The 23,373-nt window shown below is 59.5% G+C and carries 23 protein-coding genes and 1 other RNA gene; 8 read left to right on the top strand and 16 right to left on the bottom strand.

Annotated elements, in window-relative coordinates; genetic code table 11:
- Positions 1–258: 258 nt before the first annotated feature.
- From NAT21_RS00545 to NAT21_RS00505, 9 genes are all read right to left on the bottom strand, one after another.
- A complete protein-coding gene (locus NAT21_RS00545; RefSeq protein WP_250934820.1) occupies positions 259–1,251 on the bottom strand; it encodes an aspartate carbamoyltransferase catalytic subunit in 993 nt (330 codons plus the stop codon).
- A 1-nt stretch (position 1,252) separates the two neighbouring features.
- Complete coding sequence (pyrR, locus tag NAT21_RS00540) at positions 1,253–1,759, bottom strand: bifunctional pyr operon transcriptional regulator/uracil phosphoribosyltransferase PyrR (RefSeq protein WP_250934818.1); 507 nt, start codon at positions 1,757–1,759, stop codon at positions 1,253–1,255.
- Complete coding sequence (gene ruvX / locus NAT21_RS00535; protein WP_250934816.1) at positions 1,756–2,214, bottom strand: Holliday junction resolvase RuvX; 459 nt, start codon at positions 2,212–2,214, stop codon at positions 1,756–1,758. The genes pyrR and ruvX overlap by 4 nt, the downstream gene beginning before the upstream one ends.
- 15 nt (positions 2,215–2,229) lie before the next feature.
- A complete protein-coding gene (locus NAT21_RS00530) occupies positions 2,230–2,787 on the bottom strand; it encodes a YqgE/AlgH family protein (protein WP_250934813.1) in 558 nt (185 codons plus the stop codon).
- A 93-nt stretch (positions 2,788–2,880) separates the two neighbouring features.
- Positions 2,881–3,852, bottom strand: coding sequence for a glutathione synthase (gshB, locus tag NAT21_RS00525; protein ID WP_250934811.1), 972 nt, complete (start codon positions 3,850–3,852; stop codon positions 2,881–2,883).
- A 122-nt stretch (positions 3,853–3,974) separates the two neighbouring features.
- Positions 3,975–5,699, bottom strand: a complete 1,725-nt coding sequence (poxB, locus tag NAT21_RS00520) for a ubiquinone-dependent pyruvate dehydrogenase (RefSeq protein ID WP_250934809.1) — start codon at positions 5,697–5,699, stop codon at positions 3,975–3,977.
- 121 nt (positions 5,700–5,820) lie between these two features.
- On the bottom strand, positions 5,821–6,549 hold the full coding sequence (locus NAT21_RS00515; RefSeq protein ID WP_250934807.1) for a 16S rRNA (uracil(1498)-N(3))-methyltransferase: 729 nt from the start codon (positions 6,547–6,549) through the stop codon (positions 5,821–5,823).
- A 3-nt stretch (positions 6,550–6,552) separates the two neighbouring features.
- Positions 6,553–7,023 (bottom strand): protein-export chaperone SecB, encoded by a 471-nt coding sequence (secB, locus tag NAT21_RS00510; protein WP_250934804.1) that lies wholly within the window; start codon positions 7,021–7,023, stop codon positions 6,553–6,555.
- A gap of 48 nt (positions 7,024–7,071) precedes the next feature.
- Positions 7,072–7,494 (bottom strand): rhodanese-like domain-containing protein, encoded by a 423-nt coding sequence (locus tag NAT21_RS00505; RefSeq protein WP_250934801.1) that lies wholly within the window; start codon positions 7,492–7,494, stop codon positions 7,072–7,074.
- A gap of 185 nt (positions 7,495–7,679) precedes the next feature.
- Between NAT21_RS00505 and gpmI the strand changes: the two genes are divergently transcribed.
- From gpmI to NAT21_RS00490, 3 genes are read left to right on the top strand one after another with little or no spacing between them, the layout of a single operon-like run.
- Positions 7,680–9,233: a 2,3-bisphosphoglycerate-independent phosphoglycerate mutase gene (gene gpmI / locus NAT21_RS00500; protein ID WP_250934799.1), complete on the top strand. Its 1,554-nt coding sequence runs from the start codon at positions 7,680–7,682 to the stop codon at positions 9,231–9,233.
- Between the two features lie 13 nt (positions 9,234–9,246).
- Positions 9,247–10,458, top strand: coding sequence for a murein hydrolase activator EnvC family protein (locus NAT21_RS00495; RefSeq protein ID WP_250934797.1), 1,212 nt, complete (start codon positions 9,247–9,249; stop codon positions 10,456–10,458).
- A 51-nt stretch (positions 10,459–10,509) separates the two neighbouring features.
- Positions 10,510–11,790: a S41 family peptidase gene (locus NAT21_RS00490; protein WP_250934795.1), complete on the top strand. Its 1,281-nt coding sequence runs from the start codon at positions 10,510–10,512 to the stop codon at positions 11,788–11,790.
- A 19-nt stretch (positions 11,791–11,809) separates the two neighbouring features.
- On the opposite strand, the gene NAT21_RS00485 is transcribed toward NAT21_RS00490, so the two are convergent.
- Genes NAT21_RS00485 through NAT21_RS00475 form a run of 3 tightly spaced genes read right to left on the bottom strand, consistent with a single transcriptional unit; the run spans position 11,810 to position 14,850 of the window.
- Entirely contained in the window at positions 11,810–13,024 is a 1,215-nt protein-coding gene (locus NAT21_RS00485) for a UbiH/UbiF/VisC/COQ6 family ubiquinone biosynthesis hydroxylase (protein WP_250934793.1), read from the bottom strand.
- Positions 13,025–13,036: 12 nt separating this feature from the next.
- Positions 13,037–14,218 (bottom strand): 2-octaprenyl-6-methoxyphenyl hydroxylase, encoded by a 1,182-nt coding sequence (ubiH, locus tag NAT21_RS00480; RefSeq protein WP_250934791.1) that lies wholly within the window; start codon positions 14,216–14,218, stop codon positions 13,037–13,039.
- A gap of 23 nt (positions 14,219–14,241) precedes the next feature.
- Positions 14,242–14,850, bottom strand: coding sequence for a UPF0149 family protein (locus NAT21_RS00475; RefSeq protein ID WP_250934789.1), 609 nt, complete (start codon positions 14,848–14,850; stop codon positions 14,242–14,244).
- Between the two features lie 151 nt (positions 14,851–15,001).
- On the opposite strand from NAT21_RS00475, the gene NAT21_RS00470 reads away from it, so the two are divergent.
- The 3 genes from NAT21_RS00470 (at position 15,002) to NAT21_RS00460 (ending at position 16,213) form a co-directional block, all read left to right on the top strand.
- Complete coding sequence (locus NAT21_RS00470; protein WP_250934787.1) at positions 15,002–15,310, top strand: cell division protein ZapA; 309 nt, start codon at positions 15,002–15,004, stop codon at positions 15,308–15,310.
- A gap of 75 nt (positions 15,311–15,385) precedes the next feature.
- Positions 15,386–15,566: non-coding RNA, 6S RNA (gene ssrS / locus NAT21_RS00465), on the top strand.
- A 32-nt stretch (positions 15,567–15,598) separates the two neighbouring features.
- Positions 15,599–16,213, top strand: coding sequence for a 5-formyltetrahydrofolate cyclo-ligase (locus NAT21_RS00460; protein ID WP_250934785.1), 615 nt, complete (start codon positions 15,599–15,601; stop codon positions 16,211–16,213).
- Positions 16,214–16,530: 317 nt separating this feature from the next.
- Here NAT21_RS00460 and ilvA read toward each other — a convergent pair whose 3' ends face one another.
- Complete coding sequence (gene ilvA, locus NAT21_RS00455) at positions 16,531–18,069, bottom strand: threonine ammonia-lyase, biosynthetic (RefSeq protein ID WP_265895972.1); 1,539 nt, start codon at positions 18,067–18,069, stop codon at positions 16,531–16,533.
- Positions 18,070–18,233: 164 nt separating this feature from the next.
- Here ilvA and rpiA point away from each other — a divergent pair, with 164 nt between their 5' ends.
- A complete protein-coding gene (gene rpiA / locus NAT21_RS00450; protein ID WP_250934781.1) occupies positions 18,234–18,917 on the top strand; it encodes a ribose-5-phosphate isomerase RpiA in 684 nt (227 codons plus the stop codon).
- Here rpiA and waaA read toward each other — a convergent pair.
- From waaA to NAT21_RS00435, 3 genes are read right to left on the bottom strand one after another with little or no spacing between them, the layout of a single operon-like run.
- Entirely contained in the window at positions 18,902–20,161 is a 1,260-nt protein-coding gene (gene waaA, locus NAT21_RS00445) for a lipid IV(A) 3-deoxy-D-manno-octulosonic acid transferase (protein ID WP_250934780.1), read from the bottom strand. The genes rpiA and waaA overlap by 16 nt on opposite strands.
- A gap of 3 nt (positions 20,162–20,164) precedes the next feature.
- Positions 20,165–21,595, bottom strand: a complete 1,431-nt coding sequence (gene hldE / locus NAT21_RS00440) for a bifunctional D-glycero-beta-D-manno-heptose-7-phosphate kinase/D-glycero-beta-D-manno-heptose 1-phosphate adenylyltransferase HldE (protein WP_250937931.1) — start codon at positions 21,593–21,595, stop codon at positions 20,165–20,167.
- Positions 21,595–22,674 carry a glycosyltransferase family 9 protein gene (locus NAT21_RS00435; RefSeq protein WP_250934779.1) on the bottom strand — a complete coding sequence of 360 codons (1,080 nt, stop codon included), beginning with the start codon at positions 22,672–22,674 and terminating at the stop codon, positions 21,595–21,597. Before NAT21_RS00435 ends, hldE begins: the two co-directional genes overlap by 1 nt.
- Here NAT21_RS00435 and NAT21_RS00430 point away from each other — a divergent pair.
- Entirely contained in the window at positions 22,673–23,368 is a 696-nt protein-coding gene (locus NAT21_RS00430; RefSeq protein ID WP_250934778.1) for a 3-deoxy-D-manno-octulosonic acid kinase, read from the top strand. The genes NAT21_RS00435 and NAT21_RS00430 overlap by 2 nt on opposite strands.
- The last annotated feature ends 5 nt before the right edge of the window (positions 23,369–23,373 follow it).

Here is a 23,373-nt window from a genome sequence, read left to right as displayed (position 1 = left end):
CGAACTGACCAGCGAACTGAAGTATCAGGGGTACTCGAAGACAGGGATTTTCCGGCATGCCGGCAGTGCGCGCTCAAACCATGGGGTAGTCGACCGGAGGGCTCATGCCATTACGCCTGGTCTCAGCGATTTACGATGGGAAGTTCGAGGGCACCCGTACCGACATGTTTCCGGCTACCGGCTCCGCGACTTTTCAGACAACGAAAACAACAACGCCGCCCGAAGGCGGCGCAGCAACACAGGTGATCCCGAGACGCTTCAGGCAGCGCCTTTCTGCGTCTGACCACTGACCGCCATCGACAGCACGGCCATGCGAACGGCTATGCCGTTGGTAACCTGATCCATGATCAGGGACTGCGGGCCGTCCGCCACGGCAGACTCGATCTCGACACCACGGTTCATCGGGCCGGGATGCATGACCACGGCATCAGGCCGTGCGTAGGCCAGCGTTTCACGTGTCAGGCCATAGTAGCGATAAAATTCGCCTTCAGACGGCAACAGCGCGCCGTCCATACGCTCCTTCTGCAGGCGCAGCATGATCACGACATCCACATCCTTCAGGCCCTGACGCAGGTTGGTAAACACCCGGCATCCCATGGCATCCACCTGAGAGGGCAACAGTGTCAGCGGTGCCACCAGCCGAACCTCACCAGCCCCCAGCGTTTTCAATGCATGAACCTGAGAGCGCGCTACCCGGGAGTGCAGAATGTCGCCGACAATGGCCACCTTGAGGTTCGAGAACTCGCCCTTGTGGCGGCGAATCGTCAGCATGTCGAGCATGGCCTGCGTCGGGTGGGCATGGCGCCCGTCACCGGCATTGATGATCGCCACGTGCGGCGTTACCTGGCTTGCGATGAAGTGAGCCGCGCCGGAGTCGCTATGACGCACGACAAAGGCATCGGCCTGCATGGCTTCCAGATTGAACAGGGTATCTCTCAGGGTTTCACCCTTTGAGGAAGAAGACGTACCAATATCCAGATTGAGCACATCCGCCGACAGGCGCTTGGCGGCCAGTTCGAAGGTGGCACGGGTGCGGGTGGAGTTTTCGAAAAACAGATTGACGACAGTACGCCCACGCAGCAGAGGCACCTTCTTGACCTGCGCATCACCGATACCACGAAAGCTGTCTGCGGTATCCAGAATATCGGTCAGCAGTGCCCGAGGCAGTCCCTGAATATCCAGAAAGTGACGCAGGCGACCCTGCTCATCAAGCTGAACATCACCAGGCAGGGCAGGGGGACATATCTGCATCTCAGGTCTCCTTGAGCGTCAACATAAGCGGGTCCGGCCCGGTCAGCTTGATGCGCTGTCCGGCAGGCAGTGACAGATCCAGCCCGACAACGTCGGGTTGAATCGGTAATTCTCGTCCAGGCAGGGCAATCAGACTGACCAGCGTAATGCGTTCAGGACGGCCGAAATCAAACAGCTCATTCATGGCTGCGCGAATGGTTCGCCCTGACATGATGACATCATCGACCAGCAGGATATGCGCACCTTCGATACCAAAGGGCAGCGAGGTGGAACGACGATTGGGGGCCAGGCCCTGATGGTAGAAGTCATCACGCCAGAAGCCGATATCCAGCGTGCCGACCGGACGGGGCAATTCAAGCTCCCTGGCGATTGCCTCGGCCACCCAGACGCCACCGGTATGCAGGCCAACCAGCTGCACGTTCTGCAGCGCCTCCGGCATGGTCGAAAAGTGCGCCCGGGTCTTCGAGACCAGCACATCCAGCAGGGAAGAAACATCGGGAAGGGTCATTGGTTTATCTCCGAAAGCAGCATGCCGACGACATCGTCACGCCCGAAAAATCCCGCCAGAATAAGCTGGGCAGCGATGCCGTCCACCCCGTGCTGACGGTAGTTACCCTTGTGCCCGCGGGCATGGGCGATGGCCTTGGCTTCCCGGGTCGAGCCACGCTCGTCCACCATCTCGAATGGAAGGCCGTAACGGCCGTGCAGGCGATTGGCAAACTTGCGGGCACGCCGGCTCATCTCGGATTCGGTATCATCCATGTTCAGCGGCAGCCCTACTACCAGCAGGTCCGGCTCCCACTCCTGAAGCAGTCGACTGATGATCGTCCAGTCCGGAATGCCATCACGCGCCGCCAGCGGCTCGAGGGGCGTGGTCGATCCCAGCATTTCCTGCCCGACCGCCACCCCGATGCGACGCGAGCCGAAATCAAAGGCCATGACCAGCCGTTGCCCATTGCTCATGAAGCCTCCGCCGTATCAGCCATGACCTGCCTCGCGCGACAGGAGGCTCAAATCCACGCCCAGAGAGCGCGCGGCAAGCTCCAGCCGCTCGGCCGGCGGGGCATGAAACAGGATGTCCGGCGTTGCTTCGACGGTAAGCCAGGTATTGTCCTTGAGCTCCTGCGCCAGTTGATTGGATTCCCAGCCGGCACAGCCCAGACAGACCAGCACCTCATCCGGCCCCCGATCCTCGGCCAGGGCGTGCAGGATATCCATCGAGGTAGTCAACGCGATATCCGGCGTCACCTGCAGGCTGGAATCCCAGTCGGCAGCCTGTCCGCGGTGAAGGATGAACCCGCGATCCTTGTGTACCGGCCCGCCGTAAAAGACGGTCAGATCGGCGTGACGGGAGCCTTCGCCTCCCAGCTCGAGCTGATCAAACAGCCCCTTGAGTGTCAGGGCCAATGGCTGGTTGATAATCAGTCCCAGCGTCCCCTTGTCATCGTGGTCGCACAGGTAGCTGACCGTTCCGGCAAACTGCTCGTCATCGAGGTGAGGCATTGCCAGCAAAAAATGATCCTGCAAACCCTGCATGAGCCTCCCTTGGTGCCCGGGGCACACATCAGTGAAAGGCATGGCAACGCCATGCCCGGTATAAAAATCGCAGCCTGCTAGTGTAACACCGCTTTATGCGCTGTTGCGGGCTGCAAGGCGACGTTCGATGGCATCCATCAACAGGCCAGGGATATCGGTACCCTTCTGGGCATCGATTTCACGCACACAGGTCGGGCTTGTCACGTTGATTTCCGTGATGTAATCCCCTATCACGTCCAGACCGACAAACATCAGCCCCTGCGCCTTGATGGACGCCTTGACCTGGTCCACCAGCCAGTAGTCGCGGTCGGTCAGCTCACGGGCAACTCCGCGGCCACCTGCGGCCAGATTGCCGCGGACTTCACCGGCACTGGGGATACGTGCCAAACCGTAGGGCACCGGTTCACCGTCGATCAACAGGATACGGGTATCCCCGTCACGAATTTCCGGAATGTAGCGCTGAGCCATGATCTGGCGCTCGCCACGCAGGGTCAGCTGCTCGATGACCGCCCCCATGTTTCGACCGTCCGGCCCGATATGGAAAATACCGGTGCCACCCATGCCGTCGAGCGGCTTGAAAATGGTATCGCCCTGTTCAGCCTGGAACGCCCGCAGCACCTTGTCATCACAGGACACCACCGTCGGCACCAGGCACTGGGTAAACTGCTGGGCATAGAGCTTTTCATTGCAGGTAAGGAGCGCCTGAGTGGGATTCACCACCAGCACGCCTTCACGTTCGGCAAATCCCAGCAGGTGAGTAGCGTTGATGAACTCGTGATCGACCGGCGGATCCTTGCGCATCAGGATCACATCCAGCTCGGCAAGGGCACGGGCCTCGAACTCGCCCAGATCGTACCAGTGCGCAGGGTCTTCATGCACTTCAAGTGGTGCCATGCGCGCCATGGCTCGCCCGTTGGCCAGGTACAGGTGGCGCTGTTCCATGTAGAACAGGTTCCAGCCCCGTTTTCGGGCGGCCCACAGCAGCGCCAGCGAGGTGTCCTTCTTGAAGCTGATATCGGCAATGGGATCCATCACGATCCCGACATTCAGAGTGCTTGTTGCCATGGGTGTCTCTTCTCTCCAGGGGGGTGTTTCAAATTCGGTGCCTGTCTCGTGACAACGGGCCGCATGCGGCCCGCTGAATGAAGAACAGTATGCGTCAGCCCATCAGCCCGTACCATGGCTGACTAGCGCAACAGGTTGGTTTTCGCCAGTTCGATGACTTCATCGCCACGACCACTCATAACGGCACGCAGCATGTAAAGGCTGAACCCGCGGGCCTGCGCGGCCTCGATCTTCGGCGGCATCGACAGCTCCTGCTTCGCTGTATGTACATCGATGATGACCGGGCCGTCATGTTCGAACGCTTCGGTCAGTGCATCATCCAGCGCGCGGGATGATGTCACTCTCACACCCTTGATACCGAGGGATTCGGCCAGCGCCCTGAAATCCGGCTGGCTCAGATTGGTGGTGTGATCCACGAACCCTGCCGCCTTCATTTCCATGGCGACAAACCCCAGGCTGCCGTTGTTGTAGATCACCACCTTTACCGGCAGTTGCTGCTCTGACAGCGTGATCAGATCCCCCATCAGCATGGTAATGCCGCCGTCCCCCGATAACGAGATGACCGGCCGGTCCGGATGCGCCACCTGCAGTCCCATTGCCTGCGGCATGGCGGTAGCCATCGAGCCGTGCATGAAGGAGCCGGTCAGCCGACGCTGGCCATTCATTTTCAGATAACGTGCCGCCCAGACGGTGGGCGTGCCCACATCGGCGGTAAAAAGGGCATCATCAGCAGCCAGCGCGCTGATGCGGGCAGTCAGGTACTGCGGGTGCAGGGGAATGTCGTCGTCACGTGGCGAGGCCAGATCATCCAGCCCCTGACGCGCCTTGCGGTAGTGCTTGCGAGCTGCATCCAGAAACGCCGTATCATCCTGTGATTCAAGGCGCGGAAGCAGGGCAGCAAGGGTTGGCCGGATATCCCCGACCAGCCCTTTCAGCAGCGGACAGCGACGCCCGAGATGCCCACCCCGGTTATCGATTTGAACAATGTTGCCGTGTTCGGGGAAAAAGTCGCGGTAGGGAAAGTTGGTGCCCAGCATGACCAGAAAATCACATTCCATCATGGCGTGATAGCCGGAGCTGAACCCGATCAGTCCCGTCATGCCAACATCATAGGGATTATCGTATTCAAGGGACTGCTTGCCGCGCAGGGCATGTACCACCGGGGCCTTGAGCCGCTCGGCCAGTGCGACCACTTCATCGTGGGCATTATCACAGCCATAGCCACACAGCAGTGTTACCTTCTTTTGCCCGTTGAGCAGCTCGGCCAGCGCATCCAGCTCATTGTCCGGCGGTACCACGACCGGCAGTACCGGGTCAGACCAGCTCACCCTGCTGTCACTGGCAGGCTGAAGCGCTACATCCCCCGGCAGCACGATCACCGAGACACTGCGGTTCACGATGGCGGAGCGCATCGCCGTTTCCAGCACCCGCGATAACTGCTCGGGGCTGGATACCAGTGCACAGTAATCGCTGCACTCCTGAAAAAGGCGTTCTGGATGGGTTTCCTGGAAATACCCAAGGCCGGCTTCGCTGGAGGGAATCTGGGCCGCAATGGCCAGCATGGGCACATGGGCCCGCTGCGCCTCATAAAGCCCGTTGATCAGGTGGAGGTTGCCCGGCCCGCAGGAGCCGGCACAGACCGACAGACGGCCGGTGGCATCCGCTTCGGCACTGGCCGATAACGCCGCGGTTTCCTCGTGGCGCACTCCTCGCCAGAAAATGTCTTCCCGGGTACGCAGGCTTTCTGTCAGCCCGTTCAGGGAATCACCTGGTAACCCCCAGATGCTGCGCACTCCTGCCTGATGCAATGTTTCGATCAACACATCAGCTACGGTTGCCGTCGCCATATCATCTCCTGGTATTGTTCATCCAAGGCCTCTGCCCACAGGCAGGGCGTATAGACAAAAGTCTAGCCGGGATACAGAAGACGCGCCTGCAGGACCTGCCGAGACACGGCAGGTAGCTGCATCAGGGAAGCAGATCGCCGTAGCGCGATTGCAACAGGGTCAGCGCAACCACCGGAGCCGTCTCTGTTCGCAGGATGCGCGGACCAAGCCCCAGGGGAATGAAATCATGATGCAAGGAAGCACTCACTTCATCAGCAGAAAGGCCGCCTTCCGGGCCGATCAACAGCGCCACGCGCGCTGGCGAAGCCTGCTGCTCCTGCCAGCCGGGTTGCCCGGGATGCAATACCAGTCTCAGGGGATCATCCCGCTCGGCCAGCCACTGAGGCAGGGCCATTGGCGGATGAATCGCAGGCACCGTTGCGCGGCCGCACTGCTCGCAGGCACTGATCGCCACGTTTTGCCAATGCGTCAGTTTTTTGTCGGCCCGATCGCCCTTGAGCCGCACATCGCCACGCTCGGTGTACAGCGGGGTAACTGATGCCACGCCCAGCTCGACCGCCTTCTGGATTGCATAATCCATGCGGTCACCCTTTGAGATCGCCTGCCCCAGATGCACTACCAACGGCGACTCTGGCGTAGGCGAATACTCACTTACAATTTCGACATCCACCTGTCGGCGTCCGACCTCCAGCACCTGTGCCAGCACCTCATGACCCCGGCCATCAAACAGACTGACCTGATCGCCGGGTCTGGCACGCAATACAGCAGCCAGATGCCTTGCCGGGCCTTCCGGCAAGGAAAAACGCCGCCCGAGGGGCAGCGTTTCGTCAACGTAAAGGCGAATGCTCATGGCCTAGTTGGCGGCCTGCTGGTTGCCCTGCTGCTTCTGGGCATACATGGCGTCGAAGTTGACCGGAGCCAGCATCAACGCAGGGAAGCTGCCACGGCCGACCATGTTATCAATGCACTCACGCGCATAGGGAAACAGCACGTTCGGACAGAAGGCATTCAGGGTGTGATCGAGCTGTGCATCAGGAAGTCCCATGATGGTAAACAGGCCAGCCTGCTCGACTTCGACCAGAAACGCCGTGGTCTGCTGCTCGCCATTGAAGACCTGTGCCGTTACCTTGACGGTGACTTCGTAAACACCTTCGTCCACCTGCGTATAGCTGTTATCAACATCCAGCTTTACCCGAGGCTGAAACTGCTGCTGGAAAACGGACGGTGAGTTCGGTGCTTCGAAGGACACATCCTTGACGTAAATACGCTGAAGTGCGAACTGGATGTCTTCCTGCCCCTGGGCAGTGGCATTTTCTTCCGACATGCGTGTTATTTCCCCTGAAAATGATGAATGAAGAGCGCAGGCCCGGCGTCAGCGACGCACTACCGGCAACTCATCGGCCTGCCACTGGGACATGCCACCCTTGAGTTTGGCGGCACGGCTGAAACCGGCAGCCTTGAGCTGGGTCATTGACTGCCCCGCCGTCTGGCCTGACTTGCAGACCACAATGACCGGCTTGTCCTTGTGTTTATCAAGTTCATGCATACGGCTATCGAGCTTGCCCGCTGGAATATTCACGGCACCGGCAATATGCCCGGTCTTGAATTCCTTCGGCTCGCGGATATCAACCACTGCGGCGTCCTCGCGGTTGATCAGCCGGGTCGCCTCGCCGGAGGTAACCCCACCTTCCCCATTGCGTTTGGCCTCGAATGCCAGCCAGGCCAGCAGTATCAGGGCAAATACACTCACGAGCACCAGATGATTCTGGGCAAACTCCAAAAACTGATCGATCATTGGGCCTACACTCTTGGAGGATAACGAATTCTGAATACGCCGAAGACACGGCCTTTGGCGTAGCCTGGAAAAAACGCGCCCAGTATACACAAGCCGAGGCCGTGCGTCCGGCTGACGTCCAAACAGGCGTGGGGTATGATGCCTGAAAGGGCACCTTTCGCGAACCAGCTAATCGAGGCGATTTCATGACGAAGGAAGCGACAACCGGTCCACGTCCCGTGGCACTCATCATTCTTGACGGCTATGGCCAGAATGATGCCTCGGAAAACAATGCGGTAGACAATGCCGACACACCGGTCATGGATGACCTGAAATCCCGTTACCCTCATACGTTGATTCATACGGACGGCGGGTATGTCGGGCTGCCGGATGGCCAGATGGGTAATTCCGAAGTCGGCCACATGAACCTTGGTGCCGGCCGAGTGGTCTACCAGGAACTGACACGCATTACCAAGGCAGTCAATGATGGCGAACTGGACAGCAATGAGGTTCTGACGAAGGCAATCGACCAGGCCGTTGACGCCGACAAGGCCGTTCATGTCCTGGGGCTGTTGTCCTCGGGCGGAGTACACAGCCACGAAGATCACGTCCTGGCATTGATCAGACTGGCCAGCGATCGCGGTGCAAAACGCATTTACCTGCACGCCTTTACCGACGGCCGTGACACGGCACCAAAATGCGCAGGCGAGTCCTTGAATCGCGCCGATGCCCTGTTCGAAGAGCTGGGGAACGGTCGGATTGCCTCAATCGTGGGCCGCTTTTATGCCATGGATCGCGATAACCGCTGGGAGCGGGTCGAGGATGCCTATCGCGTCGTCACCGAAGGCAAGGGGCGTCACACGGCAGAAAGTGCCACACAGGCGCTGGACGCTGCCTACGAGCGTGATGAAACCGACGAATTCGTGGAAGCCACCAGCATTCAGCCGGACGGTAGCCCGGTCACCATCGAAGACGGTGACAGTGTCATTTTTGCCAATTTCCGCTCGGATCGGGCCCGTGAGCTGAGCCGTGCCTTTCTGTCGGACGACTTTGATGGCTTCACGCGCACCCCGCCGAAGGTCAATTTCGTGACGATGACCCAGTATGCCGAGGACATCAAGGCTCCGGTGGCGTTTGCTCCCGCGGAGCTTGGCAATACCCTGGGTGAAGTGGCCTCCAAACGAGGCCTGCGTCAGCTGCGGATCGCCGAAACCGAGAAGTATCCTCACGTCACCTTCTTCTTCTCCGGCGGGGAAGAAAAGGAGTTCGAAGGCGAAGAGCGCATTCTTGTTCCCTCGCCACGAGACGTGAAGACCTACGACGAAAAGCCGGAAATGAGTGCTCACGGCATTACGGAAAAACTCGTCGACGCCATTCGTGCCAGGCGGTTTGACCTGATCATCTGCAACTACGCCAACTGCGACATGGTCGGTCACACCGGGGATCTGAACGCCGCCATCAAGGCGGTCGAAACCGTGGATACCTGCCTGGGCCAGGTACTCGACGCCCTGCGGGAAGTCGGCGGTGAATGCCTGGTCACTGCAGATCATGGCAACTGTGAAATGATGGTCGATCCCGAGTCGGGCAATCCGCATACCTCACATACCACGTTCATGGTGCCGCTGGTCTATGTAGGCGAACGCGCTGATCATCTGGCCGAAGATGGCAGCCTGTGCGATCTCTCCCCTACCCTGCTGACCATGCTGGGTGAGTCACAGCCCGAGGAAATGACCGGCCGCTCACTTCTTGAGATCTCGTGAAGCGACATTGCGCATGATCGTTACCTGTCTGCGCCGCAGGGGAAGCCTGCTTGTGCTCGCCCTGCTGATAATGACGCCCGGACTTGCTCCGGGCGTTCTTGCGGCCGATATATCAAAAGCACAGCTCGAACGCATCGGCGCGACTGTCGAGGCGGCCGAAAACCGTCTGGACGCTACCTCGTCAAAGCGCCGCAAGGCGCGTCAGGCGCTGGAAAAGGCCGAGCGGCAGCTCGCAGCCACCCACAAGCGTCTTGATGATCTGGCCGACCGGCAACGCGAGATAGAATCCTCGCTACGCACTCTGAATACGCAGCGCGCCAGCCTCGAGCAGGAGCGCAGTGATCAGCGAGAAGGGCTTGCCCGACAGCTGGCAGGCCTTTATCGCCTTGGCCGTGATCCGCGAATGAAACTGCTGCTCAATCAACAGGACCCGGCACAGGCCGCGCGCTTTCAGCATTATCTCAACGCGCTGAACAAGGCTCGCCAGGCACGACTGGATGCCCTGGCATCGCTGAATCTCGATCTGGCCCGCAATGAACACCAGCTGAACGAACAACAGGCATCACTGGATACCACCAGAGCGACCCTGACCCGCCAGCAGGCCACACTGGATAGCCAGCGAAGGGAGCGCGAACAGGCCGTGGCGACACTGAATGCCGAATACGGCTCCCGCCAGTCACGTCTGGCCGCCCTCAAGCGCGAGCAGACACAGGCCGAAAAGACCTTCAATGCCATGCAGGAACAGCTGGCCAGAGCCCGTAAAACAACCGGCACCGGCGAATTGACCGCCGAGGAAGCCAGCGCCGAGGCACCCGCGCAGCCCTCTCGCGTCGTGCGGGCCGGCAAGGCGACCACGGGCAAGTGGCCCATAGCGGGAGCACGCATGCTGTCTGCCTATGGCAAGGGCGAAGGCGTCCACAGAAATGGTGTCCTGCTGGGCGCACGCGCAGGCACCACCGTTCGGGCCATGGTGGCGGGCCAGGTGGTATTCGCCAACTGGATGCGTGGCTTCGGGTACCTGGTGATTGTCGCTGATCGAAATAACGTGCTTACCTTGTATGCACATAATCAGCGGATCAACGTCACTACCGGTGATCAGGTTGAGAAGGGGGCTGCCCTGGCTACGGTGGGTGATTCAGGCGGGCTCAGCCAGCCTGCACTGTATTTTGAAGTGAGAAGCAAGGGTAATCCGGTCGATCCGGGGCGCTGGCTGTCCCGGCATTAAGGACTCATCACATCAGGAAGGCGCCCTGGCGTCGCCGGACAAGGATTCGTTATGCACGCGCGCCCATGGGCCACGCTGACAGGCCTGCTGTTACTGGTCTTCCAGATACCACTTTACGCAGAGGATACCGCCCCCGAAGATGGCGCGCTTCCCATCGAGGATATCCGCACCTTTTCCCGGGTCTTCGAGCAGATCAGACAAACCTATGTCGATCCCGTGGATGACAAAACGCTTTTCGATAATGCCCTGCGTGGCATGGTGTCCAATCTGGATCCGCACTCGGCGTATCTGGACGAGGCCGGCTTTCGCGATCTGCAGGAGGCCACTCAAGGCGAATTTGCCGGTGTAGGCATTCAGGTCAGCGAAAAAAACGGCCACATTGTCATCATCGCCCCGATGGATGGCACGCCCGCCGCGCGTGCCGGACTGCAGCCCAATGACCGCATTCTGAGCATTGATGGCACATCAACCAATGATATGAGCCTGAGCGACGCCGTCGAACGAATGCGGGGCAAGGAAGGCAGCACCATGACCCTCGGTGTTCTATCGGAAGCAAGCAACACGCCACGCACAGTCACCCTTGAGCGGGCCATCATTCGCCAGGACAGCGTGACGAGCCGAATACTGTCACCAGGGTATGCCTACGCCCGCATCAGCCAGTTCCAGGCACGCACCGCCGATGATCTGGCATCAGCATTGTCCGATCTCGAAGGCAGGCAGGCACTGAAGGGGCTGGTACTGGACTTGCGCAATAACCCCGGTGGTCTGCTGGAAAGCGCCGTGGAAACAACCAACCTGTTTCTGGATACCGGATTGATCGTGTATACCCATGGACGGATCGAAAACAGTGAAGTACGTTTCAACGCCTCCCGGGACACGACACGTCTTCGGAAGATACCCGTGGTAGTGCTGGTCAATGCCGGCACCGCCTCGGCAGCGGAAATCGTGGCAGGCGCCCTGAAGGACAACCATCGAGCCATCGTGATGGGCGAACCCACCTTTGGAAAGGGCTCGGTACAAACGGTCATGCCGCTGGACAATGGCGGTGCCCTGAAACTGACCACCGCCCGCTATTTCACACCCAGCGGGCGCTCGATTCAGGCCGAAGGCATTGTGCCTGATGTCCGACTGCAACGCGGCGAGCTGATGCTGAACGATGCTCAGGCACCTGAGGTACGTGAGCGCTCACTCGAGAACCATCTCGACAGTACCGAAACCAGCGCAGCACTCCCTGCACCGGCTTCGGCCCTTGCCGAACAGGATTACCCGCTTGGCGAAGCACTCAATCTGCTGAAGGGGCTGGCCGCCTGGCAACAGGCAGGTACTCGATAATACCGGCAGGGCATGCATGTCAGGGCTTCATGACCCGGGGAAGGTCGCCCCGGCGCCCCAGCGCCTGACGTGCAAAAAACTGCTTGATGGGCGCCATGCGGTTTACGCCCTGCAGCCCCAGGTTCCGCAGCAACCGGACTGGCGTCAGGCGGCTTCCGAACCCTCGACGAAAGGCATCCATCATCCACAGCATTTGCTGGTTGTCACCACGACGGCGCCTTGAATAGCGGGCCAGGATTCTGGCATCCCCCATGGCGATGCCCCGCTTGCGTGCCTGAAGCACCTCTTCGGCCAGTACGGCCGCATCCAGAAATCCCAGATTGACGCCCTGACCTGCCAGCGGATGAATGTTGTGTGCCGCATCGCCGACCAGGGCCAGCCCGGCCTGGGTGTAGCGCACCGCATGGCGCTGCACCAGTGGAAAGCAGGCACGCGACTGCACGGTATGAAAGGAGCCCAGTCGGTGTTCAAACGCTACGGACAACTCCCGCAGGAAGTCGTCATCATTCCGCTCATTCTGAACATGGCCAAATGCCTCGTCGCAGGACCAGACGATAGAGCTGGTATGGGTATTGCCTGATACGGACAGGGGCAAGAAGGCCAGTGGTCCGGTCGGTAAAAAGACCTGACGCGCCGTAGCGTCATGTGATCTTTCATGAGTAACGGTGGCTACCAGCGCTACCTGTCCGGTGGCATATTCCCGTGTCTCGATACCGGCCAGCGCACGCAGTCGGGAACGTGCACCATCGGCCCCCACGATCAGACCTGCCGTCAGCTGCCGACCATCGTCAAGATGCAGGATACCGGCAGCCGCGTCATCACAGACCAGCGCCTCGGCGCGACAACCGAAAAGGAGCGTCGCCTCGTCACAGTCGCGCAACGCGTCATGCAGTGCATCGGTAATCGCGCTGTTTTCAACAATATGCCCCAGGGTATCCACGCTGATATCGTCGGCATGAAATCCGAGTTCGCCGGTTCCTTCACCATCCCAGACCGTCATGTGCTCATAGCCACTGATACGGCGTGAGGCAATGGCATCCCACACGCCCAGACGCTTCAGCCAGAGTCTCGAGGCCTCGGTAATGGCACTGACGCGATTATCCACCGTGTCAGGGGACCAGGCCGCCTCCCCTGACCCGGCATCCACCAGTGCCACGCGCAGACCACCACGCGCCAGCTCCAGCCCAAGAGCGCTTCCCACCATACCGGCGCCGACAATGACTACATCAAACATGTTGATTCCCCATCAAAGCCCCATGGCACGGCGCGTCAGCAGGCGCCGGGCAGGTGAAAACAGATTCATGCCGATCAGCCCAAGCCCACGGGCATGGGCCAGCAACGGGTGCTCGACACCAAACAGTCGCACCAGCCCGTCACTGAAGCGAATGATCTGATCCCGATCCTGCTGGCGACGCGCATCGAAGCGCCCCATTACCGAGGCACTGCCTATGGCCTCGTCCTGCTCAAGGGCCTGTTGAATTTCGCGGGTCAGGTCCTGCACGCCACGCAGTGCCAGATTGAACCCCTGGCCGGCAACAGGGTGCAGCGTGTGAGCTGCATTTCCCAGCATGGCCAGATAAGGCCGCGTCTGCTCCCGCGCCTGTCGAAGCGCCAGCGGGTAATCCATGCGCTGGCCCACCTCGACAAACCGGCCGACACGGTCACCAAAGCAGCGCTGAAGCTGTTCCAGAAATCCGGCATCCGACAACGCCCTGGTGCGCGTGAGCCCTTCGAGCGATTGTGTCCAGACCAGCGCCATCCTGCGGCCCTGCAATGGCAATAGCGCGATGGGTCCCTCAGACGTGAAACGCTCATAGGCCACCCCCTGGTGAGGTGTGCTGAGGGTCACGTTGGCGATCAGGGCATACTGTTCATAGGGTGTCACATCATCCCTGATCCCAAGCTGCCCCTTGAGCCCCGAGCGACCGCCGTCCGCCATGACGGTAAGCGCGGCGTTCAGGGTACTGCCATCGTCCAGCGTCAGGCAGTGCCCTTCCTTCTCCGGCACAATCCGCTGCACCGATGCCGGACAACGCCACGAGATCGGCAGCTCGGCCAGGCGCTGATGCAGCACATGTCCCATCCAGCGGTTGCCGATGACATAACCCAGCGCTTCCGTGTGAGTATCGCGACAGGACAGACGCGTCACACCCAGATACCCCCGTTGGCTGACATGAATGGAGGTAATCGGGCAGGCCTTTTCCTGCATGCCCTTCCACACACCCAGTGATTCGAAGCAGCGCCGCGACCCGTAGGCGATGGCACTTGAGCGGTCGTCAAAGCTTGATTGCGGCTGGCCGTGTTGCACCGGAGAAGGTTCGATCACAGTCACATCAAGGCCGTAACGCGAGATCAACGGCGCGAGCGCGCAGGCCATGCTGGCACCGACCAGCCCTCCGCCGATGATGGCTATATCCGTGTGCGTCATGGCATTCCCCGCGTATGTATCGCCTAGTGGTGAGTGTCCGACATCGCATCGCTGTCGGGAAGCGTCTGATCATCGACCTTTTCAACGTCAGGCGTCCCGGGGTGCTGCTCGGTATACAACAGCATCGCTGCCATTCGTGCGTGTTCTGTCAAGGCAAACAGATCGTTCTCGTTTTCAGCGCTGTCATCAATATCCGTTTCGATCGCACACATCTGCCTGACATCCTCGAGCGCTTCGCGAAGCGCGGCCGGCCACTGTGACTGCGTCTTTTCATCACATTCATCCAGGGGTTCGCAAAAGCCGAGGCACCAGTCGCGCAGCCCCTGAGCCCGCTCCCCAAGGGAATACATGTCATCCGGCAACAGCGGCTCGTATTCCAGCTCACTGGCAGAAAGGCGGGCCTGAGTACGGCGACGCCATTCGAGAAGCTGCGCGGCGTCTTCCCGGTCACGGGGTTCTTCCACTCCCAGGGTGGCACAGACTTCTTCCAGCCAGCCGTCCGGAGTGATGTCCTTCAGTGCCAGCTGGGCGCATAGCCGGCCATCCAGAAAGGCCGGGGACTGCAGTGTGCCGTGGGCGAGAAAAATATCGCCAATCAGCGAAAAATCGAGGGGATTATCTTGAATCGACATGGGCGTCCTGTAGTGCGTCGCCGGATCATGAGAGGGTAGCCATACGGGCCGTGCGTTGACCGCCCGATAGTGGCTCTCTATAGTGCGTAACATCGTTGACCCACCATCTTAGCGCACTGGCCGTCAAAGGCCCATGCCGGAGCTGATCCCCATGAGCGAGGCGTCCCGCCATACCGTTGAAGTGACCCTTCTGGGTCGAACCTACCTTGTTAACTGCTCTGACGAGGAAGAAAGTGCTCTTGTGGACGCAGCGCGCTACCTCGACACGGCACTTGAAGGCATTCATGGTCAGCGCAAGGTCACTGATATCACCAAGGTAGCGCTGATGGCAGGGCTCAACATCACACACGAGTTGATGGAGGAGCGGCAGAAGCGTCGCGAGGCTGAAGACGTTGCCGAGCGAGCCGGTGATGCGCTGGAGCGCGCCGTGCGACGTGCCAGGGGCACACCTCGCTCCTAGGCTGTCACCCGAACAGCGTACCTTTGAGGCGCTTAACCTTTGGGCGCAGCCCCGGGAATCTGTTAAACTTGTTCCTGTTCTCTGGAATGTGCGCCAGCTGTTGTAGTCCCTTGAGCCTATGCGTAATACCCAGGGGGTCACATTTGCAGACTTGTGTGCATGTCCGCGCGTCGGAAAGCCTGATGGTCTGCATGAGACCACCCACCTTGAACCAGTAGGTTCAGGGCAGAAACAGCAGCGGCATTCTGGAGAACCCTTTTCCTTCTATATCCCCCGCCTGGATATCCCATGATTGACTCTACCGGACTGACCCGACGTCAATTGCGCCAGACACTCAGGCAACATCGCCGCAGCCTGTCCTCATCAGGCCAGCGAGACGCCAGCCTTGCATTGTGTCGTCACCTTCGGAACCTGCCTGCCGTACAGCGCGCCCGACGTGTCGCACTCTATCTGCCCAATGATGGTGAAATTGATCCACGTCCGCTGCTGAACTGGTTTTCCAGGCGAGGAACCCGCGTATACCTGCCCGTCCTGCGTCCGCTGTCGGATAACCGTCTATGGTTCGTGCGATATGATGACGCAACGCCAATGAGCGTGAACCGTTTCAATATCAGCGAGCCGCATACGCGCCTGAATGCGCACCGCGCACGGCGTTTACCACCCTGGGGGCTGGATGTCGTTCTGATGCCACTGGTGGGATTTGATCGAAAGGGAAACAGGCTGGGAATGGGTGGAGGGTTCTACGATCGAACCTTTGCCTTCACGCGCAGGCAACGACCCGCTCCGCACCTTATCGGGCTGGCACATGCCGGGCAGGAGGTAGATCAACTGCCGAACCAGCCCTGGGATGTACCGCTGAATGCTATCGTGACTGATCGGTCAGTACTGGATACCGGACAATGAATGTCGGTCATGCACCCATGAGTGTCTGCGCATAACCGGTCGCTACAACACCAATACCGAACAGAAACACGAGAGTCACTACAAGATCAGGCTTACGCTTCATGGTGGCGGAGTTCACTGTAACAGGGATGAAAAAAACGATCGCACTATAGGAGTAGAAAGCCGCGCCCCGCAAGTAGTCAACCGTACTTTTTATTCAGACCTTCAGCTTCATGAACGACCACGCCCACATCGCCTTTAGCCCTTTATAACCAGATTATCCCATCCCTCGCCGTACGTATTCACAAAACAGCCGCATTTTATGCGGCTGTTTTGGATCATTGAGAGGTGAAAAGACGATAGGCCGGGTTATCCGTTTCCTTCCAGTAGCGATACCCGATGCTGTCCAGCTGGTGTTCCAGCTGTGGAAGATCGTCCGGGGGCAACTGAAGCCCTACGAATACGCGGCCATACGCCGCACCATGGTTGCGGTAATGAAACATCGAGATGTTCCAGCCTTCCGGTAGAAAGGACAGAAAACGCATCAAGGCTCCCGGACGTTCGGGAAACTCGAACCGATAGGCTTCCTCGGGCAGCGCCGACGGAGCCCGCCCTCCCCCCAGGTGACGAATGTGCAGCTTGGCCAGTTCGTTGCTGGTCAGATCTTCCACCGGGTAGTCGGCACTTCGCAGCTGATCGATCAGTGCCTGACGGTCCTGGCCACCAGGCTGAGTGCGCACCCCGACAAAGATATGTGCCTTGTCGCCCTGGGCATACCGGTAATTGAATTCCGTTACCATGCGATCGCCGATCACGTTGCAGAACTGCTTGAAGCTGCCGGGACGTTCGGGAATGGTCACGGCAAGGATGGCTTCACGCTGCTCACCGAGTTCCGTACGTTCGGCGATATGCTGCAAACGGTCAAAATTGGTGTTGGCCCCCGAGTTGATGCATACCAGTGACTGGCCTTGCGCACCGGTCTGCTGAACGTATTTCTTGAGCCCCGCCAACGCCACCGCTCCGGAAGTTTCCGATACTGCCCGGGTATCTTCAAAGATGTCCTTCACCGCCGCACACATTTCATCCGCGGTCACGGTAATGACACCATCAATGTAATCCTTGAGGATTTCGAAAGGCTTTTCACCGATCTGCGCAACGGCCACCCCCTCCGCAAAGATGCCAACCTGCTCAAGCACCACACGTTCACCAGCATCGAGAGCCGCCTTGAGGCAGGCCGCATCGGCCGGCTCAACGGCAATCACCTTGATCTCCGGACGCAGGTACTTCACGTAGGCTGCAATGCCCGCAGCCAGTCCGCCACCGCCTACCGGTACGAAGATGGCATCGATGTCATCCGGATGCTGGCGCAGGATTTCCATCCCGACCGTGCCCTGACCGGCGATCACATCCGGGTCATCATAGGGCGGAATGTAGGTATAGCCATGCTTCTCGATCAGGGTACGGGCATGCGCCAGTGCTTCACTGAAGGCATCACCGGCCAGAATGACTTCCGCCCCCAGTGCGCGAACGGCCTGAACCTTGATATCGGGGGTAATGCATGGCATGACGATAATGGCCCGTACCCCCATCTTTTTGGCCGACAGGGCCAGCCCCTGAGCATGGTTGCCCGCCGAGGCCGCAATGACCCCCTGAGCCTTCTGCTCATCGGTCAGCGTGGCCATCTTGTTATAGGCACCGCGCACCTTGAAGGAAAAAACCGGCTGCAGGTCCTCCCGCTTGATCCATATCTGATTATCGAAGCGTTTGGACAGCATAGGCGCCGCAGACAGGGGCGTTTCGATGGCGGCTTCATAGACGCGCGCCTGGAGGATCTTCTTCACATACGCTTCAAGCATTCTCGTGTCCTGGTGGTGCATTACTGAAAGGGGCGGAGCGGGACGCTTTCATTCAAAACGCCATGACAACAGCCTACGAGTCCGGGCAGACTGCGTCTACACGTGCAGGTGAGCTTACGTATAATACGCCTCTCGCCGCAGGGGCGACACGCTCTGGTCATTCACCCCCCAATGCAGGAAACACCATGGCCTTGTCTTCTCAGGATCAGCTCAAACACGCTGTCGCCCGCGCTGCGGTCGATGAAATTCTTCCCATGCTTGATCGCCAGACCGTCGTCGGGATTGGTACGGGCTCCACTGCCAACTGCTTCATTGATGCCCTGGCAGAATACCGCCATGACTTTGACGGTGCCGTTGCCAGTTCTCAGGCCACTGCCGATCGCCTTAAAAAGCACAATATCCCGGTCTATGACCTTAACGGCGTAGGGACGCTGCCGGTGTATGTCGATGGCGCGGATGAAATCAATCATCAGCTTCACATGATCAAGGGAGGAGGTGCGGCCCTGACACGAGAAAAAATCGTGGCAGCCTGTGCGCAGACCTTCATCTGCATCGCGGATGGCTCCAAGCATGTGGACCGGCTGGGCGGGTTTCCATTGCCGATCGAAGTCATTCCCATGGCTCGCTCATATGTTGCCCGCGAGATCGTCAAGCTTGGTGGCGACCCTGTATATCGGGAAGGCGTGGTAACCGATAACGGCAACCAGATCATCGACATCTTCAACTTCATGATCGATGACCCGCTGGACATGGAGGTTCGCATCAACAGCCTGGTGGGCGTTGTCACGCATGGCATCTTTGCCGTGCGAGGTGCCGATATATTGCTGCTGGGACGCGAGGATGGCGTCGCCCGCTACACCGCCTCCTGAGGCAACAGCGGTATCAGCCCATCGAGGGTGGCTGCCAGCGCCCCTCGATGGGCTACCACAACATCCTGACCCCGCGCGCCCTGGGCATGTGCCGTAGCCGGATCGGCACGCACAGCCAGCAGCGCCTGACCGAGGTGTTCCGATGAGCTGACATGGGTCAACGCATCGGCGTCATCAAGCAGGGCGGCAATCTCGGTAAAGTTGTCCAGATAGGGGCCACTGATGACAGGCACGCCAAGCGAAGCCGGCTCCAGCAGGTTATGCCCCCCAACAGGCACCAGACTGCCTCCTACAAATGCGGCACTGGCTGTCCCGTAGAAGGTCATGACCTCACCCATGGTATCTCCCAGATACACTCGGATGTCCGGCGTGACGCCTTCTCCGCGGGAACGACGTGCCATCGCCAGGCCATGGTGGCTTACAAGCTGTGCTACGTCATCAAAACGCTGCGGGTGGCGAGGCACCAGCACCAGCAAAGCCGAAGGCACCACTGCAAGAAGCCGTCGGTGAGCCGCCAGCACCTGCTCATCCTCGCCGTCATGCGTGGACGCAGCCACCCATACGAAGCGGCCTCCCCACTGATCAAGCAAGTACTCACTCGCCTTCTGAGCCTCGTCACTTTGGGCAAGGTCAAATTTCAGACCACCGGTAATAACCATTTTTTCCGTCGGGGCCCCGAGTGCCGTGAATCGCTCTGCATCTACGGCATCCTTGATGCCCAGCCAGTCAAAATGGTTCAGCGTCTGCGCCATCAGGCGAGCTACCTTCGCGTATTGACGCGTAGCGCCTGCAGATAATCGCCCGTTGACCAGCGCCAGAGGAACCTGGCGCCGCGCGCAGGCATGGACCAGATTCGGCCATAGCTCAGTCTCTACGATAATGCCGATCCGTGGTGACAGGCGCTCGACAAACCGGGCTGTGGCGCAAGGAAAGTCCAGTGGCAGAAAGTAATGACTCACTTCGCCCTTGAACAGGGTTTTCACCTGTTCTGCGCCAGTTGCCGTCATGGTAGTAACCACCACGGGACTGTCGGGATAGCGATCAATAAGCGCCTTGATCAGGGGTCTGGCCGTCATGATCTCACCGACTGATGCGGCATGAATCCAGAGCGGACGATGAGGGGCGCGCGAGATCCAGCCCAATCGCTGCCGACGCTTGTAAGTGGGCAGCCACTCACGCCAGATACGCCACCATATGAACGGTGACAACAAATACAGCAGTGCACTGTAAAGCCCGCGCCCCATCAATCAGACTCCCCGGCCCAGAATGGTGGAAATCATTGCGGTGGTCGATACACCATCCTCGAACCCGAGCACACGCACTTCACCGCCATGACGTCGCACGGCATCACCACCAGCGATATCCTCGGGCCGATAATCACCGCCCTTGACCAGGATATCCGGCAGAAGCTCCTCGATCAGCTCCGCCGGTGTGTCCTCGCTGAAAGGCACGACCCAGTCCACGGCAGACAGACCGGCCAGCACCTGCATGCGTCGCGCCAGTGCATTGATGGGTCGCTTCTCGCCCTTGAGGCGCCGCACGGAAGCATCATCATTGACAGCCACTACAAGGCGATCCCCCAGGCGACGCGCCTGCTCAAGATAAGCCACATGGCCGGCATGGAGGATGTCAAAACACCCATTGGTCATGACCACCTTCTCGCCCCGTCCCTGAGCAGCCCTGAGGGATACCTTGAGGGTCGCAGCATCGGAAACGCCATATTCTGCCAGGCGGTCGCCGTGAAGCGCAGTATAGAGTTCGGCAATCGACAGGGTGGCCGTCCCAGGCTTGGCCACCACCAGCCCGGCAGCCAGATTGGCCAGCATCATGGCTTCCGGCAGTTCATGGCCGGCGGCCAGCGCCAGACCAAGCACCCCGATGACCGTATCCCCGGCACCGGTAACATCAAAGACTTCCTGGGCATGAGTAGGTAAATGAAGCGGCGCCATTTGCTCGCGGATCAGTGTCATCCCTCGCTCACTGCGCGTGACCAGCAGCGCTTCCAGATTCAGCGAGGCGCGCAGTGCTTCTCCCTTTTCCGCCACTGCGTCGTCTGTCGGGCAAGGGCCTGCCACGGCTTCAAACTCGCTCAGGTTGGGAGTAATGATGCTGGCACCACGGTAGCGCTCGAAATCCACGCCCTTGGGGTCCACAAGCACCCGCTTGCCTGCCGCCCGGCCAGCCTGAATCAGATCCTGCACCTGAGCCAGAGTGCCCTTGCCATAGTCCGACAGGATCAGCAAATCCGCCTGGGCCATCCCCTCGGTAACCTTGCCGGTCAGGGGCGTGGTATCGATGTCTGCAAAGGACTGCTCGAAATCAAGACGAATCAGCTGCTGACTGCGACTCATGACCCGCAGCTTGGTGATCGTCGGAGCCAGCTCACTGTGCTGAAAGTCCGTCACGATATCAGCAGCACTCAATGCCTGCTCCAGCAGGGCAGCATTGTCATCCTGCCCGACCAGCCCGGAAAGCGTGACATGTGCACCCAGCGAGGCAATGTTCAACGCTACGTTGGCAGCGCCACCTGGCCGGTCCTCACTGCCATCCACGCGGACAATCGGCACCGGGGCTTCCGGAGAGATTCGGGATGTCGGTCCAAACCAGTACCGATCCAGCATGACATCGCCCACGACCAGTACGCGAGCCTGTTCCAGGGCCTTGAAATCCAGTTTCATCATTCCGGTACTCTTTGAGTGGCGGTGTCCAGTAACAAACGGTCCAGCTGCTTCGTCACATCTTCAGGAAGAATCAGTGACATGGCCTTTGGGTGACGCACACGTGCTTCCCAGCGAGTGGCATCCTTCTTTTTCTGATAGGTAGCGACGGCCTGAGGATAGCGATTCACCACGTACTGTTGCCAGCAATAAGGAGCAGCCCGCTCGGGATTGGTTGTGGCATACAACCCGACAACCGGCGTCCCCAGGGCATTGGCCATGTGTACAGGCCCCGAGTCCGGTGCAATTACTGCCCTGGCTTGCTGGATCAGCGCCAGCATCCCCTTGAGTGACGTTTTGCCCAGCAGATTGACTGGCTCGGCCTGTTCGCAGCAACTGCGAATGACAGATACCATTTCCTGCTCCTGATCACTCCCGCCCCCTGTCAGGAAGGTCGTCAGCGCGTGCTCGCGCCAGGCATGATCGATGACGGCGGCGTAGCCCTCGGGAGACCAGTTGCGAAAGTTGCGCAGCCGCGGATTGGCACAGGGGCTGATGACCAGACCGGGCCTGGCGCTCAAAATGCGCTCGGCCTCCGCGTGGGCCTCGGGCGGAATCGGAATATCCCAGGCAAGGGAGGTGTCCTCGACACCCAGAGCACGAGCGAAATCCATGAAGGATTCCAGCACATGCGCCCGCGGGTGGGGCGCCAGCCGCCGATTGGTAAACCAGGTCTGCCTGTCCTTGGCACGGTCTGCATCATAGCCAAGGCGAATATCGGCCTTGAGACCCAGTGACAGGACACTGGCACGAATGGATTGCTGCATGTGCAGCAGCGCATCGAACCGGATATTTTCCAGTCGGCGCCAGATATCACGCATGCCTGCAAGGCCCGACGCCTTGTCAAACACGATGAACTCGACCCCCGAGAGGCCGGTAAGTAAACTGTGCTCACCTTTACCAATGATCCAGGTGATTCGCGTGTCCGGCCACTGACGCTGCAGCGCACGTACGGTAGGGACCAGATTACAGACATCGCCAAGGGCGGAAAGCCGCAGTACACAAAGATGTGTCGGGCGAACAGGCAAAGGATGCTTCATGCGGTTACAGATATCCCGGAAAGCAAATACAGCCATTCTATATGATGCTGAAAGAGCCCCACAAATAGAGCCTGACTGGTTTATGCCCGAGTGGTGGGAAAATCAGCAGGCCATCACTGGCCGGGCCCCGGGTCGAGGCGAAAGTCTTTTTCTCTCCCGAGAGGATCAACAGTGGGTATTAAGACCCTACAGACGGGGCGGCTTGATCGGTCGCGTCGTCAGGGAGCACTACGTCTGGACGAGACTCGAGGCTACCCGAGCCTTCAGGGAATGCCGCCTGACGGCCCGCCTTCAGCAGGCAGGGTTGCCGGTTCCCGCGCCTGTCGGTGCCTGTGTATGGCGCCATGGTCTCACGTATCGGGCCGCCCTTCTGACCGTCCGTATTTCAGGGGCACACGCCCTGGCAACCTGCCTGGAAGAAGGCCGAGCGGATCATGCGCTTCTTCATGACGTCGGCCGAATGATCCGACGCTTTCATGATCACGGTCTGGATCATGTAGACCTCAACGCACGCAATATATTGATCGACGAAGCCCATACGCCCTGGCTCATTGATCTTGATCGCTGTCAGCTTCGCGCCGGTGAACGCTTCAAGGCCCGCAACCTGGAGCGGCTTTCTCGCTCGTTCGAAAAGTTTGCAGGTACCCACTCACAACGCCTGTACACCGCCCTACTTCACGGATACAACGCCTGAGCACT

Source organism: Larsenimonas rhizosphaerae, assembly GCF_023700005.1.
Lineage (GTDB): Bacteria > Pseudomonadota > Gammaproteobacteria > Pseudomonadales > Halomonadaceae > Larsenimonas > Larsenimonas rhizosphaerae.
Note: the sequence above shows the minus strand (reverse complement) of the source record. Positions and strands in the feature narration are given on the sequence as shown.

What these genes read in the sequence shown, in the direction of transcription:
- NAT21_RS00545 (WP_250934820.1), bottom strand. Translation starts at nt 1,251, where the DNA reads ATGCAGATATGTCCCCCTGCCCTGCCTGGTGATGTTCAGCTTGATGAG.
- pyrR (WP_250934818.1), bottom strand. Translation starts at nt 1,759, where the DNA reads ATGACCCTTCCCGATGTTTCTTCCCTGCTGGATGTGCTGGTCTCGAAG.
- ruvX (WP_250934816.1), bottom strand. Translation starts at nt 2,214, where the DNA reads ATGAGCAATGGGCAACGGCTGGTCATGGCCTTTGATTTCGGCTCGCGT.
- NAT21_RS00530 (WP_250934813.1), bottom strand. Translation starts at nt 2,787, where the DNA reads ATGCAGGGTTTGCAGGATCATTTTTTGCTGGCAATGCCTCACCTCGAT.
- gshB (WP_250934811.1), bottom strand. Translation starts at nt 3,852, where the DNA reads ATGGCAACAAGCACTCTGAATGTCGGGATCGTGATGGATCCCATTGCC.
- poxB (WP_250934809.1), bottom strand. Translation starts at nt 5,699, where the DNA reads ATGGCGACGGCAACCGTAGCTGATGTGTTGATCGAAACATTGCATCAG.
- NAT21_RS00515 (WP_250934807.1), bottom strand. Translation starts at nt 6,549, where the DNA reads ATGAGCATTCGCCTTTACGTTGACGAAACGCTGCCCCTCGGGCGGCGT.
- secB (WP_250934804.1), bottom strand. Translation starts at nt 7,023, where the DNA reads ATGTCGGAAGAAAATGCCACTGCCCAGGGGCAGGAAGACATCCAGTTC.
- NAT21_RS00505 (WP_250934801.1), bottom strand. Translation starts at nt 7,494, where the DNA reads ATGATCGATCAGTTTTTGGAGTTTGCCCAGAATCATCTGGTGCTCGTG.
- gpmI (WP_250934799.1), top strand. Translation starts at nt 7,680, where the DNA reads ATGACGAAGGAAGCGACAACCGGTCCACGTCCCGTGGCACTCATCATT.
- NAT21_RS00495 (WP_250934797.1), top strand. Translation starts at nt 9,247, where the DNA reads ATGATCGTTACCTGTCTGCGCCGCAGGGGAAGCCTGCTTGTGCTCGCC.
- NAT21_RS00490 (WP_250934795.1), top strand. Translation starts at nt 10,510, where the DNA reads ATGCACGCGCGCCCATGGGCCACGCTGACAGGCCTGCTGTTACTGGTC.
- NAT21_RS00485 (WP_250934793.1), bottom strand. Translation starts at nt 13,024, where the DNA reads ATGTTTGATGTAGTCATTGTCGGCGCCGGTATGGTGGGAAGCGCTCTT.
- ubiH (WP_250934791.1), bottom strand. Translation starts at nt 14,218, where the DNA reads ATGACGCACACGGATATAGCCATCATCGGCGGAGGGCTGGTCGGTGCC.
- NAT21_RS00475 (WP_250934789.1), bottom strand. Translation starts at nt 14,850, where the DNA reads ATGTCGATTCAAGATAATCCCCTCGATTTTTCGCTGATTGGCGATATT.
- NAT21_RS00470 (WP_250934787.1), top strand. Translation starts at nt 15,002, where the DNA reads ATGAGCGAGGCGTCCCGCCATACCGTTGAAGTGACCCTTCTGGGTCGA.
- NAT21_RS00460 (WP_250934785.1), top strand. Translation starts at nt 15,599, where the DNA reads ATGATTGACTCTACCGGACTGACCCGACGTCAATTGCGCCAGACACTC.
- ilvA (WP_265895972.1), bottom strand. Translation starts at nt 18,069, where the DNA reads ATGCACCACCAGGACACGAGAATGCTTGAAGCGTATGTGAAGAAGATC.
- rpiA (WP_250934781.1), top strand. Translation starts at nt 18,234, where the DNA reads ATGGCCTTGTCTTCTCAGGATCAGCTCAAACACGCTGTCGCCCGCGCT.
- waaA (WP_250934780.1), bottom strand. Translation starts at nt 20,161, where the DNA reads ATGGGGCGCGGGCTTTACAGTGCACTGCTGTATTTGTTGTCACCGTTC.
- hldE (WP_250937931.1), bottom strand. Translation starts at nt 21,595, where the DNA reads ATGAAACTGGATTTCAAGGCCCTGGAACAGGCTCGCGTACTGGTCGTG.
- NAT21_RS00430 (WP_250934778.1), top strand. Translation starts at nt 22,673, where the DNA reads ATGCGGTTACAGATATCCCGGAAAGCAAATACAGCCATTCTATATGAT.
- NAT21_RS00435 (WP_250934779.1), bottom strand. Translation starts at nt 22,674, where the DNA reads ATGAAGCATCCTTTGCCTGTTCGCCCGACACATCTTTGTGTACTGCGG.